This is a genomic window from Dysgonomonas sp. 37-18, assembly GCF_001899125.1.
GTDB lineage: Bacteria > Bacteroidota > Bacteroidia > Bacteroidales > Dysgonomonadaceae > Dysgonomonas.
Genome location: NZ_MKVC01000030.1, coordinates 21,595 through 37,651, shown reverse-complemented (window position 1 = coordinate 37,651; position 16,057 = coordinate 21,595). Strand labels below are relative to the sequence as shown.

Annotated in this window: 13 protein-coding genes; 3 read left to right on the top strand and 10 right to left on the bottom strand. The window is 37.6% G+C overall.

Annotated elements, in window-relative coordinates; genetic code table 11:
- Positions 1-29: 29 nt before the first annotated feature.
- The 4 genes from BGO84_RS11005 to BGO84_RS10990 form a co-directional block, all read right to left on the bottom strand.
- Positions 30-557, bottom strand: a complete 528-nt coding sequence (locus tag BGO84_RS11005) for a hypothetical protein (protein WP_135103643.1) — start codon at positions 555-557, stop codon at positions 30-32.
- Positions 558-807: 250 nt separating this feature from the next.
- Positions 808-1,569, bottom strand: a complete 762-nt coding sequence (locus tag BGO84_RS11000; protein ID WP_291029213.1) for a GNAT family N-acetyltransferase — start codon at positions 1,567-1,569, stop codon at positions 808-810.
- A 555-nt stretch (positions 1,570-2,124) separates the two neighbouring features.
- Positions 2,125-3,015 carry an AraC family transcriptional regulator gene (locus BGO84_RS10995; RefSeq protein ID WP_291029211.1) on the bottom strand — a complete coding sequence of 297 codons (891 nt, stop codon included), beginning with the start codon at positions 3,013-3,015 and terminating at the stop codon, positions 2,125-2,127.
- Between the two features lie 9 nt (positions 3,016-3,024).
- Complete coding sequence (locus BGO84_RS10990) at positions 3,025-3,300, bottom strand: zinc ribbon domain-containing protein (RefSeq protein WP_291029209.1); 276 nt, start codon at positions 3,298-3,300, stop codon at positions 3,025-3,027.
- Positions 3,301-3,590: 290 nt separating this feature from the next.
- On the opposite strand from BGO84_RS10990, the gene BGO84_RS10985 reads away from it, so the two are divergent.
- Positions 3,591-4,367 (top strand): hypothetical protein, encoded by a 777-nt coding sequence (locus tag BGO84_RS10985; RefSeq protein ID WP_283686831.1) that lies wholly within the window; start codon positions 3,591-3,593, stop codon positions 4,365-4,367.
- Positions 4,368-4,498: 131 nt separating this feature from the next.
- On the opposite strand, the gene BGO84_RS10980 is transcribed toward BGO84_RS10985, so the two are convergent.
- The 6 genes from BGO84_RS10980 to BGO84_RS10955 form a co-directional block, all read right to left on the bottom strand.
- Positions 4,499-5,593, bottom strand: a complete 1,095-nt coding sequence (locus BGO84_RS10980) for a glycosyltransferase family 1 protein (protein ID WP_291029207.1) — start codon at positions 5,591-5,593, stop codon at positions 4,499-4,501.
- Between the two features lie 150 nt (positions 5,594-5,743).
- A complete protein-coding gene (locus tag BGO84_RS10975; RefSeq protein ID WP_291029205.1) occupies positions 5,744-6,331 on the bottom strand; it encodes an ACP phosphodiesterase in 588 nt (195 codons plus the stop codon).
- 167 nt (positions 6,332-6,498) lie between these two features.
- Positions 6,499-8,763 (bottom strand): GH92 family glycosyl hydrolase, encoded by a 2,265-nt coding sequence (locus BGO84_RS10970; RefSeq protein WP_291029203.1) that lies wholly within the window; start codon positions 8,761-8,763, stop codon positions 6,499-6,501.
- Between the two features lie 304 nt (positions 8,764-9,067).
- Positions 9,068-10,390, bottom strand: a complete 1,323-nt coding sequence (locus BGO84_RS10965) for a porin family protein (protein WP_291029201.1) — start codon at positions 10,388-10,390, stop codon at positions 9,068-9,070.
- Positions 10,365-10,928, bottom strand: coding sequence for a sigma-70 family RNA polymerase sigma factor (locus BGO84_RS10960; protein ID WP_006842213.1), 564 nt, complete (start codon positions 10,926-10,928; stop codon positions 10,365-10,367). The genes BGO84_RS10965 and BGO84_RS10960 overlap by 26 nt, the downstream gene beginning before the upstream one ends.
- Before the next feature lie 145 nt (positions 10,929-11,073).
- Positions 11,074-11,631, bottom strand: a complete 558-nt coding sequence (locus tag BGO84_RS10955) for a hypothetical protein (RefSeq protein WP_283686837.1) — start codon at positions 11,629-11,631, stop codon at positions 11,074-11,076.
- Positions 11,632-11,911: 280 nt separating this feature from the next.
- Here BGO84_RS10955 and BGO84_RS10950 point away from each other — a divergent pair, with 280 nt between their 5' ends.
- The gene (locus BGO84_RS10950) at positions 11,912-15,379 is read left to right on the top strand and encodes a DUF2723 domain-containing protein (protein WP_252638200.1); all 3,468 of its coding nucleotides are present in this window, start codon (positions 11,912-11,914) and stop codon (positions 15,377-15,379) included.
- A 63-nt stretch (positions 15,380-15,442) separates the two neighbouring features.
- Positions 15,443-16,054 (top strand): polysaccharide deacetylase family protein, encoded by a 612-nt coding sequence (locus BGO84_RS10945; RefSeq protein WP_283686839.1) that lies wholly within the window; start codon positions 15,443-15,445, stop codon positions 16,052-16,054.
- Positions 16,055-16,057 lie beyond the last annotated feature (3 nt).

The following is a 16,057-nucleotide window of genomic DNA, read 5'->3' as shown; positions in this document are numbered from 1 at the left end:
CCTCTTTTGTAATTCACTAAATCAGTATTTTATTTCTTTGCCCAGTATGAAAATCTTCCCGACAATACTATTTCTAATTTTACATCGGAAGATGTTTTCTCGGTTGGGGTAAATGTCGCTTTCGTTGAGAGCTTCTTATCTTTAATCATTTTATCAAATACCTTTTGGAAGTAGGTGGAGTTGCCTGTATAAAGATTGGTATGAGTAACAGGAATATCCCCAAAGTCATTCTTAAGACCATTGATTTCTAAACTAAAGTTTTTCAGAACAGTATTATCTGGAAGACCTGTTATTTTCACAACTGTATTAGCTCCATTTACATGGAATTCGCCGGTTGAAACCGGAGAGCCATAACCAGTTGCACCCTTTAACATATCATCAAGGGTAGCCGAAACTTCACTTGTTGTTATTGACGAATTTGCCGGACCAGATTCCAGTACAACAGATTGTTTACAATCACCATTAAAAAACACTTGTTCTTTTTTATCATCACTACCACAAGAGGTTAAGGCAAAAACCGTAGTTATTGTAAATAAAATAAATGCTAATTTCCTCATAATTTAATTGTTGTTTTAGTTTTATTGGTTTGTTTAGGCACTGTGTATTCTAAAATTTCTGTTAATGATGACACAAAAATAATGCTTTTTTTGAAAATAGAACAAATATATTTCATACAGAGGAAAGCCTCCTCCATTTTCACCCTCATGCTTTTACATTAACACATCCCCTTTGAGAACTGATAATCTTAACTTTACAATTAGAAGTAAGACAAATATCATAATTAGGCAGAAAACAACGAATATATAATCAACCTCTTACCGTTTCAATCAACTTATTTAACTTATCCGCAGTCAATATTTCGTTTGTATAAAATTTGCCATCCACAAACAGGCTATAAGTTGTTACAGGCGAAAAATGATTTTGAGCAGCTTCCTTTGTTTCTATCCGATGACACCTTACAGGATAGCTTGAAGCTTGAATTATAGGCTCTAACAATTTTATGTAAGGAACAGTAAAAGGGCATTGCTCTGTATAAAAAATATCGATACCTCTTACGCCGTCTCCCATCCCGGACTTTGCTGATTGCTTAAAAGAAGGCGTTGTTGTTCTTTGATCGAAGTTTTTTACCATCAATTCAAAATAAGGGTCACAAGTATCACACACCTCATATCCATCATGCAGCATAAAAGCTTTGTCCGACAAGAAAGGTTTCTTTTTGTTTCCAACGATCAACACTACACCTTTGTAACCCTGTGAACGGGCATCCTCTTCACACTCTGCCAACAAACGTTTTCCGTATCCTTTTCCCTTAAACGAGCCGGATACCCAAAAACAATTGATAAAAATATAGCCTTCCGCATCGACAGGAACCCAAGCATTCTCTGCAGGAATATACTCTATAAATACCTTCCCTTTTACATCGAACTTTATAAATCTCAAACCATCCTTAAACCGTTTACTCAACCACTCTTTCTTGGCTTCAACTCCTTTGGCTGTAGACTTACTACTAATTGCACAACAAATATGTTCTGTTAATAAATTTTCTTCTGTAAGCTTGATTATATTCATATTTTTCAAAAATAAAGGTTCTAACTCCCCTTGTTGTAAAAGTAATAATTATAAAAATAGCTGGCAATCGAGCCTTCTGTCTATAATCTTATTTTCTAGTCGATTATTTGATCTGCGCTATAAAAGAGGCTGTAAGTATAGCCGAATTTGTAAATATGAAACAGTACTTTTTGTAAATATGAAACAGCATACTTTTCGATTCTCCATACCTTTACATATCCAAAGGTATTGGGGTGAACGCAATCTGAATGATGTTGATTATTCGATTTATTAATCACTAGTCGTACCGACATTCTGAGAGGAACTCCTGCTTCTTGCGGACTTCCGGTTACCAATGGATTTTAACAGTGATTTTTTTTGTTTTTTTATTTATTCGACTTCCTTCCTTAACTTTCTTCGGTCATCGACCGTTGATTCTTCTACAGAAGAACTATAAATTGTAAAGTGAATCAAAACTCATCATTCTGAGAGCAAGTACCTCCCCTTTGGGGAGGTTCGGGATGGAGAGTCTAATTGAATTTGATTTGGTTAGTTTATACCTCCCTAAAGTAGCAATTACAAAGATAGTGGCTGATCAAAATTTTCCAACTTAGAAATGGGGATGTATATTTCGGTCAATATATCATCCTCCGAAACATTGTTCGGACTATTCAGATATTTCTCAAATGCATATCCCCCTCGCAATTTATAGCCACTTTGCGGTAACCACCTGAGGTAGATATTATAATACATATCCAGCAATCCGCTATATGAACCTTTAAGCGTAAAAACAGCATACATCCCCCCACTTATCTTTTGTAAACCGAAAGCTCCCTGAGGTCTCACTTCTCTATCTAGGGTAAAACAAGCATAGAATCTACAATTTTGAGGATGTGTTATGGTTGGATTATCGAAACTGAGTCCTATAAACTCAGTTTTATCATTCACCAGATTGTTCTCTTTTGCAAACTGTCCCAGTTTCTTCCATGCGATTGTATATGATTCCGCAGCACCGTAGCTATCTATTATACGAATATATACAACCTGTTTGGAGGAGATTTTCCTTATTTCAGGAACAAGGGAGATGGTCACTCTTTCAGCTTTTCTAAAAAAATTGGACGCATCTTCTTCCTGCATACGAAAGGCTGAAGGAGAAATACCAAAATGCTTCTTGAATGCTTTTGACAAAGCATACTTTGTTCCATAGCCGGTTTTCACGGCGATTTCGCTCAACGTATGCTTTGTCATCTGCAAGTGTTCTGCAATATATTCTAAGCGAAGGCGATTGATATACTCACCTATATTTTCACCAATTATAGCTTTAAATATACGATGAAAATGATATTCGGAGATATTAGCTATCTCAGACAACCTTTTTATATCAGGTACTTCAAAAAGATGACGATCGATATAGTCAACTACATTGTTTACCGCTTTATCGTATTCGCTTTGGGTAGTTTCCTTCATTAATAGTAATTATGCCTGCGCCCAACGCTTCAGCTTTGGAAAATACATTTTCATTTGTTCTATAGCTTGTTCTTTTGTCATCTTTTGCTCCGAGTCTTTATTAAATTCATCTACAAACTGAGCACAATGCACAATCATTTCGTCCATCGTAAACTCTTCTGTAAACTTACCATCAGTAAAGCAATAGCGACAATAATCTTCGTTCTTACTGTTGTCGGCATTATTTCCGAAATCTTCATTCACATTAAGAGGCATACCACAACTTTGGCAAAATTTCTGATGCATAATAGTTCTTGTTTTATTAATAATTAATTGGCACTACAAATAACGGAAATATGATAAAATGAAGGGTTATCCAATCTTGCTTATTTGGTTTTTTAATATACAAACGCAGACAGCTCACTTATCCACAAAACACAAACAACAAATTAAAAATAAGACATTTACACAGCATAACAAAAGAAACCCCTCGTTAATTAACGTTAAACAAGTCTCTGCCTATTAATCTTTCTGATATTAATCGAATCAAAGATACAAAGAGATAAAAAAGTATTCACCTTTTAATACATATAGTCATGAAAAAGTTTCTATTAGCATTCGCTTTATTGATCGGTGTAGCGTCATTCTACAATACATCAGAAGCTCAAAATATAAATATTAGTATCAATATAGGGCGTCAACCTGCTTGGGGACCCGTGGGATATGATTATGTAGACTATTACTACATGCCTGATATTAACTGTTACTTCAATGTCAATTCAGGGCTATTCTTCTATTTTGACAGAGGAAGATGGATCTCGGCTCGTTATTTACCGTATGCTTATCGCAATTACGATTTGTATGGAATGCACAAAGTAGTTTTGGTAAATGTAGCAAACCCTTGGAGATACAACCACATACACTGTAGAGACTATGGTCGTTATAAAGGACACCACTCTCAAGTGATCATCCGTGATAGCCGCGATAATCGCTACAGAGACAGCCGTAACAACAGAGTAGCATGGTATTCGGGCAACAAACACAACAACTATAGGGGTAACGAATATAAATACAACGGAAGAGATAATGACAGATATAATTATAACAAAAAAGACAATAACCGCAAAGATTATAATTACAATGGACGTGAACAAAGTCGCAACAACGACAGAAACTTAAACAACGGAAGAAACAATAATAAAGAACAAAGATACGATAACAGACAAACTGAAAGAACTAATAATAACATTAGCAGTAGACCGTCTTCCAGCAGAGAGACCAGGAAAGAGTCGAATGTAAAACGTTCATCTTCTGAAGAAAGAGGAAACTACAGACTGGCTTCGAACAGAGAAAGAGCAACCAGAAGCAGATAAGCAGATAAATTAGGCATATAGGTTTTTATAGTGAGTAGTAAATAAAGAGAGCGAGGGTAATTCAGAGTTGAATTATCCTCGCTTTATTATAATATTTCTTACAGCTAAGAGAAGATCTGCTATAAATACTTTTATTTCCAAAAATCAAGATACTTTTTTGAAACAGTAAGGAAGTCATGATTTTTTTCTACAAACTCACGACTCTTTCTTGATATTTCGGGAATTTGTTTTTTATTCAATACTATCCATTCCAGCTTCTCGAAGACATCATCTTCGGTAGGGTGCACATTTATTATTGGCCTATTATCATATTCACCGTATAGGTCGTAAATATAAGGCTCACCCCCTCCTATCAGTACTTTACCTTGCGCCATAGCCAGCAACGCATTCATGGCAGGGGTATGCGAATACAGCTGATCGAGCACAACATGTGCCTCCGACATCAACTTTTGATATACATCATAGCTTACCGATTCTACACGAGTAACAATCACCCTATCCGGATATTTGTCTTTTACCCTGGCCAATGCCCGTTCCATAACATCAGTCCCTTTAAACTTCTCGCGTACCTTGTTGATACCAATAAAGAAATTTACTTTTTCGGGTTCGTCTGCTATGGGCTGAAACTCTATTTCGGAGGTATTTAAAGGCAGAGGGATATATCTTACTTTATCTTTAAAAAATGGTTCATAAGCGACATAATACTCATACAGGCAAGCAACGATTCCATCGGATGTATTTGCCATCATTACGTTAGAATCTTCGAGAGGGGTGTTTATCCATTTGTCGATAAACCGTTGGTTGAAGTCTACATTTATAGGTTTACCGTCAACAAAAAACTCGGAATAATCAAATATTTCGTTGCCAAGACATGCCTTTACCCAATAAGAGTCGTCGCCAAAAGCTCCTAAGAAAACCTTCTTGTTATTTTTTTTCAGCTTCTTATACAAGTAATTATTTACCTTTACATTCTGGGTAGTAAAGCATGGATTTATCAGCTGAACAACATCATAGCCCTTAAACTTTTTAAATTTTCCAAGAACAGATATCAGACTCGTCAAAGTATCTATTATGCCCGAACTTTTGCGAGACAAATCAATATCCCTCGGATAGTTCTTAAAACCGTCTCCGTCTGACGCAACTACAACTTCGTGCCCCATACTTCTCAGACCTTCGGCGAGAGTAAGATGTACCCGGCTATATTCTCCTATCAAAAGTATTTTCATATATTATATAGTATTTGCAAAATATTAAGTATATATCTAATTTAACTCCCTAATCTGGTTTAGTTTGTATTTTGTGTATAAAGATAATAGAATTTAGATTGATCAGTAATATGAATCCACCTCGTACTATAATTATTCATAATCTCGGGATTATATATCTTCACCCGATATATCCTCTACGTATGCCTTCAATTGAGGGAAAAACAATTTATAGCTCTCCTGTATGTCTTTATAATGCTTTTCGAAGTCGGCAAACACAGGTGCATCATCATCAAGATAGTTTGCTCTGTTTTTCAGCCTTTCGAAGCTTCGTTCTATCAGCCATCTGTGGCGATAATTATAAAGCCAATCTTCTTTCTTCATATACATATACATTGAGCAAAACTTAGAAGGAAGATGCTTCACTCTTTGTTCTATCTGGGCATAACATTTCTGAGCAAATGCTTCCCAGCCTTCCCCGGGCTCGCTACTATCGTCGAGAGCTAAGAAATGATCGTAAGAGACATCTAAAAAAGGACCGGCATATCTGCCAGCCGATTCCTTGAAGATAGTCATCGTATCCAAGGGTATGGGATGCCTGTCGGTAAAAGTATCTATCTGCCTGTGTATATGTATACCACGTTGTATCCCTTCGGGATATTGTTCTATCTGTTTACCTTTTACCATATCGGCAATCATATTCCCCACTAATATTTCAGGATCTCCGAAAGAAAGGTAAGCATGTGCAAGGAAATTCATTATGTCTCTAGTTTTCTGGACACAAAGATATGCTTTTTTAGTTATATGTGAGACATACAACTTGAGGACAACAATACTGAATAAGAATAAGGACAAGTCTGATCAAAAAGAAAGGAGATATTCTTTAGAATATCTCCTAATCTTTTTCTACTATTTGTAACAAAATATTATCTTGTCAAAGAAAATGGCGCGGCATCTTTTGTTGTATTTCTATTCTTATTCGGCTGACTTCCCATTTCAAATTTTAAGGTTCCTCCATTTATAATATCCTTATATTGAACATAGTTTTTATCAAAGCTTTTTCCATTTAATGTTGCCGATTGTATATAAACATTTTGTGTATCGTTATTATTAGCTTCAACAATAAATTTCTTACCATCCTCCATCGTTATTGTTGCCTTTCTGAAGAGAGGACTTCCAATCACATACTCATCCGTTCCCGGACATACACTATAAAATCCCAGGGCACTGAGTACATACCAGGATGATGTCTGACCTTGATCTTCATCACCGGGATATCCATCCTCTGTGGCATTATAAAGTTTCTTCATTACTTCACGAGCCCAAAATTGAGATTTCCATGGTTCACCGGCATAGTTATAGAGATAAATCATATGTTGTATAGGCTGATTACCATGTGCATATTGTCCCAGATTAGCCATTTCCATCTCTGCCATTTCATGAATTACACGTCCATATGTACCTATCTTAAACTTATTGCTTACAGTGAATACCGAATCCATCTTAGTGATAAAATTCTTCTCACCCCCCATCAGGTTTATCAATCCTTGCGGATCATGAAAAACGGACCATAGATAATGCCATGCACAGCCTTCGGTGAATGGACCTCCCCATTCGTAAGGATCAAAGTTTGGAACCCATTTCCCATCTTTTTGACGCCCACGCATAAAACCGGATTCTGCATCATAAACATTCTTATAGTTATACATTTGTTTTCCAAAAACATTCATATAGAAATCATTCCCGGTCATTTTAGCCAATTGATACCCACAAAAATCATCGTATGCATATTCTAATGTTTTAGCTGTAGATTCTCTTACGTCAGGATAGGGAATATAACCTATTGTGAAATACTCTTTCCAGCCTTTACGTCCATTAGCGGGAGCACCGGGACCATCGTTTGTTATTTCATGATAATATCCTTTTAGCACCTTCTCTGCATCGAAAGTACGTATGCCTTTTGCCCAAGCATCAGCAAGAACCGATATTCCATGATTTCCTATCATACCGCCCTGTTCGTGAGGAAAGGCCCATGAAGGAAACCACCCGAACTGATCTTTAGCATCTACCAATGCCTGCATATAACGTCCTTGCATAGTAGGGTGGAGAATACATGTCAGAGGAAACTGTCCTCGAAAAGTATCCCAAAATCCTGTATCGGTATAATAGTAACCTTTATAAACCTTCATATCATTGGGACTGCGATAGAATGAATCACCGTAAGCGTCTACTTCATAAAATTTACGGGAAAATAGACTTGCACGAAAAAAACAGGAATAAAATGTTGCTTTATTTTCTTCAGAATCATCCTCTACCAATATACGATTCAAATGATCATTCCATATTTTCCATGCAGCATTTTTTGTATCCTCTAGTTTTTTATATCCTCCCAGTTCTTTACTCAGGTTCAACTCGGCCTGTTCGAGGCTTATATATGATGAAGCAACCTTAACTTGTACTGTTGTTCCTGATGCAAACTGAACATATGCTCCGATTCCCTTTCCTGCATCACCATTATTGCCACTTTTTATATCCTTCGATTTGTTATCCCAAGTCCCATAAGCTATAATTGGCTTATCGAAGACGATCACGAAATAGTTTTTAAAATCTTGCGATAGTCTGCCAGAACTATTTGTTATATATCCTGTAATCTTTCCTTTTTTCTGATCGATATTTACACTCGATAAACCTATATATCCGTCTAATACTAAATATGCATTTTGTTTTCCGGGATAATTAAACCGTAAATGTGCTCCCCTTTCTGTAGGAGACATTTCCACTTTTATACCATTATCAAGCTTTACACTATAATAATGAGGCTTTCCGATCTCATTGTCATGACTAAATTTTGCGGCGCGGTCATATTGATCTACTTTCAGTTGTCCAATCACGGGCATCAATGAAAACACGCAATAGTCTCGTGTCCATGAACTACATTGGTGAGCTTGTTGAAAGCCCCTGATGGAATCTTTTTTATACTGATACTTCCATCCGCTTCCATTCTCCCCTGTTTGCGGGGACCATGTATGCATTCCAAACGGCAGCGCAGTAGTAGGATAAGTATTCCCTCTTGTAAGGGCATGTTCCGAATTGGTTCCTTGCAGGGTATTTACATACTTCACAAGGTCAAGTTGAGCTGTAGCAGTTATACTCAGTATACCAGCAACAATTGCAATAAATACTTTCTTCATTTTCTTAAGGTTAAATTAATATTATTTAAGCAAAGTGTACAATCTATTGCATCTATCTATTATACTTGGGCTATATAATATATAGAAAAACAGATTAAGGGCATACTATTTATTCCGGCTATAAAGTTAACATTTTTATATTTAAACACTTATATCACCGCTTATATTTCTATAAAGTTATCAACATCGTTTCGTAACATACTTATATACAACACAGAAACTATCCATAAAAAAGCACCAGCTATAAAAAAACTGATGCTCCAACAAAATTAAAAATTTGATTTACTTTTCTATAGCGATAATTCTAAAACGAATATCTCAAACCTCCACTCACTCCAAAGACATGAGAGTTTTCTGAACGTATGCTAAACGGCTGATTATTGTCAAAGAAATAAGAATAGCGGGGTTCGAAGTATATTCCCCAATCACTATAAAATTTATATGTTACACCCACAGAAGCATTTAAAGACCATTGAAGCCCACGAATACTCTGATGGGTAGAATAATTTAAAGAATTAGACTCTTCTCGCTGTATAACGCTCTGCGAATAATTCATTCGCAAGCCTTTTTCTACCATTCCTCCGGCAGATACGTATATATTCCAATTCGGGTTATTCCAGAGATACACAACAGCATTGAGTGGAATACCTAAATAATGCAATTCTTGCTTGGCAGTGTGATAAGAAGTTCCACTCCTCCTAAATTTAGAAGACAAGTAAGTATATACCAACCCGGTTTCGAAACCTATCCTATCAGTCAGATCTTTACGAACAGTAACACCAAATGATAACGGAACAGAGTGACTAACATTTGTAAAGTCGTTGTAATCCAAAAACTCCTTTCCGTATGAATTATGTCCTCCATCAGAAAGTGCACCGCTCTCACTCGAAGGAAGGGAATTCATCATAGAATAATAACCATTCTTATCCGGTCCCCCTCCTCCAAATGAAGCGCTTCCTCCCGAAGAGAAAGAAGCGGCTAATAACCATTTGTCTTGTCTCTTCGATTTTTCAATCAGGATTCTAGTTGGTTCATTACTTTTCTTTACATCTTTATAAACACGAGAAGGAACAGAATCTTTCTTTACTTCAGGTAAATCGGATTCGCTATCAGGCTCCGCAACTCCAAGAGAATTGCCAATTTGAGCAAGCTGCACAGTATCTATCATTAACAGAGAATTTTCAACAGATTTCGTTGTGCCGGACGAACTGTCATCTATCAATACTGCTTCACTTACTTGTTGCGAAATCAACCGGACGCTTCCTGAAGATTTCTTAGTTATTTTTATTTTATTTTCTTCTTTTACGACGTTATCCTTGCCATTTACGGCAATATTATTTTTTTCTACAGATGTTGTTATTTTAGCAGGCGTTGCACCACTGCCTATTTGAGTAATATAGTCCTGTTCTTTGAGTGGCAACATCAACAAGACTAACAAAATGACGGCAACAGCAGCCCCTGCAATAGTCCACCACATCGTACGCCTGTTGTTCACAGGTTTGATGCGCTGCTCTATTGCATTCCAGCTATCTTCATCGACAGGCATACGGTGATCTTCGAGCCGCTGCTTTATCAATTTACTGAAATCGTCAAGTTGGTCTTTATATTTTTTTTCGTTCTGCTGCATTTTCATGCATAATTAAAGATTCCACATTTTTTTGTAAAATTTTCCTGGCCCTTATAAACTGAGACCGGGATGTACTTTCGTTTATACCAAGCATATCCGCTATCTCACTATGCGAATATCCCTCGATCACAAACAGGTTGAAAACAGTGCGATACCCGTTAGGCAATTTAGCCACACAAGCCAATATCTCATTCACAGAGAGTTGTTCCAATGCCGAAACATCACCGCTTTCCATTGCTTCGTCATACTCATTTATATCTGAAGTCACCCGAAGTATATCGTTGCGGCGCAAATGCTCAAGAGCAGTTGTTACAAAAACCCGACGCATCCAACCATTAAAAGAACCCGTTCCGGAATAGGTATGTATTTTAGTAAATACCTTTACAAACCCATCCTGCATTAAATCTTTAGCTGTCTCCCTATCATTAACATACCGCATGCAAACAGACATCATGGCAGGAGCATGTAACTCATAAAGTTCTTTACGAGCCCATGACTCACCACGTTTACATCCGGTGATTAATTGCAGTTCGTCCATTCGTTTTTCTCTCTATTAAATAAGATGCGAGTTAAATTCAAAAAGTTGCATCGAGTATAAAAATAAACTTTTTTATTCATCTATTTAACAAAAAAGCCTCACCAGATAGAGAGTGAAGCTTTTACAAACGTATATATTATTTAATTTATTTTTCTGCACTCATATCAGGATTATCTGTTACACCATAGCAAGTTTTGCCATCTGTAGATAATACAAAGTTTTTCACAACGTCTGTTTTTTCTTTAGCCTCATTGGTTACTGTATACTTACATTCTACAACGACAGCCAAAACCTGATCGGTCTTTTGTCCTTCGTACAATCGAGTAGGTTCGGGTTTTACAGCTTTCAGTGAGTCAATCGTTTGCTGAGTCTTTGTCAATTGCACAGTATAAGCATCAGTTACAACTTTCGACGATGTGCCTATTCTCACAAGATCTTGCTGATAGCTCGCCAATTCTTTCTCTGCTTGTTCGATTCGTGCTTTCAATTCCTTTTCAGCCTTCATGTTAAGGAAGTTGATACTGTCGCCTACCGTTACTTTCTTTAACTCCTTTACTTCATTTACCTTAACTTCTATTTTCGAAGTTTGTCCTTCAGTAGACTCGATATAGCTTGATATAGCTCCATCGTATTTACCTGAGCACGATACCATAAAGAAACTTACGGCCAAAGCCAAGAACAGGAAATAATATTTTCTCATCATAGTTTTATTTATTGTTTCATTTTTTAGTCTTAGTTTGTTTAGCAAATGTAGAAAAAAATAAGAACACATACCCGCATATTATTTAAAGAAATGTGACTCATCATCTAACTGCTTGTTTCAAAGAGAAAGGAAAACCCTCTATTTTAAGAAGTTTTTGAATTTAGCAACTAAAAACCAAGCAATAAAAAATAATACTTTCAGTGATTTAACTATCTTTGCACCCAAATGTATAAAAAACAACTGTTTAATCAAGCAGCATATCATTCAATAACTGTTCATTATGAAGAAATATAACCTGATAAACAATATTTTTGGTTGGTTTAGTTTTGCCGTAGCCGCTATTGTTTACCTGATGACAATTGAACCTACAGCCAGTTTTTGGGATTGTGGCGAGTTTATTACTTCAGCCTATAAATTGGAAGTTGGACACCCACCCGGTGCGCCATTCTTTATGCTCACAGGGAAGTTCTTTTCGTTATTTGCTTCCGATCCCAGCCAAGTTGCTGCAATGATAAATAGTATGTCTGCACTATTAAGTGCACTCACCATCCTATTTTTGTTTTGGACTATTACACATCTTGCTAAAAAGCTCATATATACCGATACCGACAAAGAAATGACTATGGGGCAACTTATAGCCATCATCGGAAGCGGATTGGTTGGAGCTCTTACTTATACATTTACCGACACATTCTGGTTTTCGGCTGTCGAGGGTGAAGTGTATGCATACTCGTCTATGTTTACAGCCCTTGTATTCTGGTTAATCCTGAAATGGGAAAACCGTGCCGATCAGCCGGGAGCAGACAAGTGGCTTGTGATTATAGCCTATGCGATGGGATTATCTATCGGTGTCCACTTGCTTAACTTGCTTTGTATCCCTGCCATTGTTTTGGTATATTACTTCAAAAAAGCAAAACATGCTGATGTAAAAGGCATATTGCTGGCGTTGGCAGGCTCACTGTTGCTTATTGTAATTCTTATGTATGGTATTATCCCGGGATTTACAAAAGTAGGAGCATGGTTCGAAATGCTGTTTGTCAATAGCCTCGGATTCTCATATAATACAGGTGCGTTATCATATATTCTACTGACAGTAATTTCTATTGTTTGGGCAATATATGAAACTCTTTCGTCGAAGGGAAGTATCAAAAGAGCCAAAATTGCTACATTTATTGCTTTAGCTCTAAGCGGCGTTGTATTTATAGGCTCTAGTGTAGTACTGTGGATCGTTTTGATTGCTGCACTCGCTGGCTTCTTATTCTTTTATAAAGGAATCAATGCTCGTTTTCTGAATACAACCGTTCTGTGTCTACTTGTTATACTAGTAGGTTATTCATCGTTTGCTTTAATACCTATCCGTTCGATAGCGAATACTCCGATGGATCAGAACTCACCCGAAAATGTATTTACGCTGGCAAGTTACCTCAACCGTGAACAGTATGGAGACAGACCGCTATTCTATGGCAGAACGTATGCTTCAACCGAGAAGAAAGATCCTTCTACAGGCAGAATGGCAGCACCTGAAAGCGAAAAGAAAACATATGATAAGATAGTAAAGAAGTCACCTGACCAAAAAGATGAATACGTAGTAACAGGTACTATCCCAACATACGCTACAACTAACAATATGCTGTTGCCTCGTATGTATTCTACCGAAGACAGACATGTTTTGGGTTATCAGATCTGGGCCAACATTAAAGACCCATCTGTACCTCCGACAATGTTTGAGAACATGAAATTCTTCTTTAGCTACCAGCTAGACTTTATGTACTTCCGTTACTTCATGTGGAATTTCTCCGGTCGCCAGAATGATATTCAGTCGGTAGGAAATATAAGCAACGGTAACTGGATTACAGGTATCAGCTTTATTGACGAATTACTAGGACGTGGACCACAGGGGAATCTTCCTCCGGATATTACAGAGAACAAAGGACACAACAAATATTACATGTTGCCGCTCATACTGGGTATTCTCGGTATTGTTTTCCAATTGACCAAAGGACGTAAAGGAGAGCAACAGTTCCTTGTAACGTTTATGCTATTCTTTATGACAGGTATCGCTATTATCATATACCTGAACCAGCAACCATTCGAACCACGTGAGCGTGACTATGCTTATGCCGGATCGTTCTATGCCTTCTGTATATGGATCGGGTTCGGTGTCGCCTTTATATGGAAAACATTAAGCAAATGGGTACCAAGCACAGTAGCAGCCGGAATCTCCACAGCTCTCTCGCTGTTTATACCGATACAAATGGCAGGGCAAAACTGGGACGATCACGATCGCTCTGACAGATATACAATGCGTGACTTTGGGATGAACTACCTTAGAGGATGCGAGCCGAATAGTATCTTATTCTCGATGGGAGACAACGATACATTCCCATTGTGGTATGCTCAGGAAGTAGAAGGTTTCCGTACTGATGTGCGTGTATGTAACCTCAGCTATCTGCAAACAGACTGGTATGTAGACCAAATGCGCCGTCAGGCATACGATTCGTCGCCACTGCCTATCAATTGGGAATCAGACCGCTATCAAGGGTCTAAAGGACAATCGGCTTACGTTCTTTCTCGAAAAGATATCGAAAGCATTATTACCCGTGAGCTCAAAAACTCACAAGACGGAGCATGGCTGGGAAGAATCAACTTCAACGACTATTATGATACATCAGCATATAAAGATACCATGCAAGTAAGCGAGGTATTGGATATACTGAAAACAAAAGACAACTACGCCCCTCGTAATCCATTCGGCATCGACAAAGGCGTTGTAATACCAAGTAGTGTATTGAAAATGTCTGTGAATGAATCGAAAGTAGACTGGAAGAAAATGGGTGCAAGCCCTCAATCTCAGTTTATATTTAATCTTGGAGACAACAAGGGCGGTATCTACAGACAGGAAATGATGATATTGGAAATGTTGAACAATATCAACAATGACGACTGGAAACGTGGCATCTACTATGCGATGACTATCGGCGAGCCACCTTTGAAATTGGAGAAACAATCGATCAAAGAAGGTATTATATGCCGTATCATTCCGGGTGTAGCAGACAGTACAGGAGTAAATACCGATGTGATGTTCGACAATATGGTCAACAAGTACAAATGGGGAGGTATCGAAAATCCGAAAGTATATCTGGATGAAAACAACCTGAGAATGTGCCGCACGTTCCGTGTATTGTTTGGCGAACTCATCTCTGCCTTGTTAGAAAAAGGCGACAATGAGAAAGCACTCCAAGCACTTGATGCATGTATAACAAAAATACCGGGCAACACTGTTCCGCGCGGTGGAGAATCTGTTATGTTTGCTGAAGCATATTACCAACTCGGACATGCTGACAAGGCTCAAAAAATAATAGACGAAATCATGTACAGATCAAACGGATCTTTGGAATGGTACGCCAGCATGAAACAAACAGACATGATCACATGTAGTTCTGATATACGGGATTATATAAATACCGAAATTCAGATCTTGGATATCTATCAACGCTACGACAGAGCTAAATATAAAGTGCTCCTCAACAAATTGATGAGCCTATCTGAGCTATACCTTAGCAATGGTGTAAGTTTCAGTGAAAGCAGACACCCTCTCGATTTTCTTATGCGAGTAACAATGAGAGGCTTCTACCTGTCGGGTGAAGATACTATAGCGGAAAAAGAAGAACATGCAATGGCCGAACACATCGCCGGTCTGATGCAGAAATATAATCCTCGTCTTTTGCAAAAATACAGATCTAACTAGAATAAATAAACAAACAGATAATCGTGAATACTTACGATTATCTGTTTGTTTATTATATCGATTATGCTAATAGAACAACCCCCTAAGATATACCGGATGCTGTTTCCGGGAGCATTGTGGCGTAAACCTGTAGAAGGACAAAAAACAGTCTATCTCACATTCGATGATGGACCGATACCTGACATTACCCCGTGGGTATTAGATCTTTTGGACAAATATGAAATTAAAGCGACATTTTTCTGTGTAGGAGACAATGTTCGCAAACATCCCGATATCTATAAAATGGTATTGGAAAGAGGGCATCGTGTAGGAAATCATACTTTCAACCATGTACAAGGTATACGAAAACTCTCAAAAAGATACCTTGAAAATACCCGACTGGCTTCGGAATATATCGATTCGGAACTATTCCGTCCGCCACATGGCCACATGCGAGTACCTCAGTTCTTTACCCTGAGACGTTATTATAAAATTGTGATGTGGGATGTTGTTACCAGAGATTACAGTAAACTAATGACTCCTGAAAAGGTATTCGAAAACGTAAAAAGATATACCCGTGATGGTTCTGTGATCGTTTTTCACGACTCGCTAAAAGCCGAGAAGAACATGAAATATGCTTTACCCCAAAGTATAGAATGGCTAAAAGAACAAGGGTACACGTTTAAACTTCTGTAAAAA

Coding starts and splice junctions, on each gene's coding strand:
- BGO84_RS10955 (WP_283686837.1), bottom strand. CDS start 11,631: ATGATGAGAAAATATTATTTCCTGTTCTTGGCTTTGGCCGTAAGTTTC.
- BGO84_RS10990 (WP_291029209.1), bottom strand. CDS start 3,300: ATGCATCAGAAATTTTGCCAAAGTTGTGGTATGCCTCTTAATGTGAAT.
- BGO84_RS11000 (WP_291029213.1), bottom strand. CDS start 1,569: ATGAATATAATCAAGCTTACAGAAGAAAATTTATTAACAGAACATATT.
- BGO84_RS10945 (WP_283686839.1), top strand. CDS start 15,443: ATGCTAATAGAACAACCCCCTAAGATATACCGGATGCTGTTTCCGGGA.
- BGO84_RS10975 (WP_291029205.1), bottom strand. CDS start 6,331: ATGAATTTCCTTGCACATGCTTACCTTTCTTTCGGAGATCCTGAAATA.
- BGO84_RS11005 (WP_135103643.1), bottom strand. CDS start 557: ATGAGGAAATTAGCATTTATTTTATTTACAATAACTACGGTTTTTGCC.
- BGO84_RS10970 (WP_291029203.1), bottom strand. CDS start 8,763: ATGAAGAAAGTATTTATTGCAATTGTTGCTGGTATACTGAGTATAACT.
- BGO84_RS10960 (WP_006842213.1), bottom strand. CDS start 10,928: ATGGACGAACTGCAATTAATCACCGGATGTAAACGTGGTGAGTCATGG.
- BGO84_RS10950 (WP_252638200.1), top strand. CDS start 11,912: ATGAAGAAATATAACCTGATAAACAATATTTTTGGTTGGTTTAGTTTT.
- BGO84_RS10980 (WP_291029207.1), bottom strand. CDS start 5,593: ATGAAAATACTTTTGATAGGAGAATATAGCCGGGTACATCTTACTCTC.
- BGO84_RS10965 (WP_291029201.1), bottom strand. CDS start 10,390: ATGCAGCAGAACGAAAAAAAATATAAAGACCAACTTGACGATTTCAGT.
- BGO84_RS10985 (WP_283686831.1), top strand. CDS start 3,591: ATGAAAAAGTTTCTATTAGCATTCGCTTTATTGATCGGTGTAGCGTCA.
- BGO84_RS10995 (WP_291029211.1), bottom strand. CDS start 3,015: ATGAAGGAAACTACCCAAAGCGAATACGATAAAGCGGTAAACAATGTA.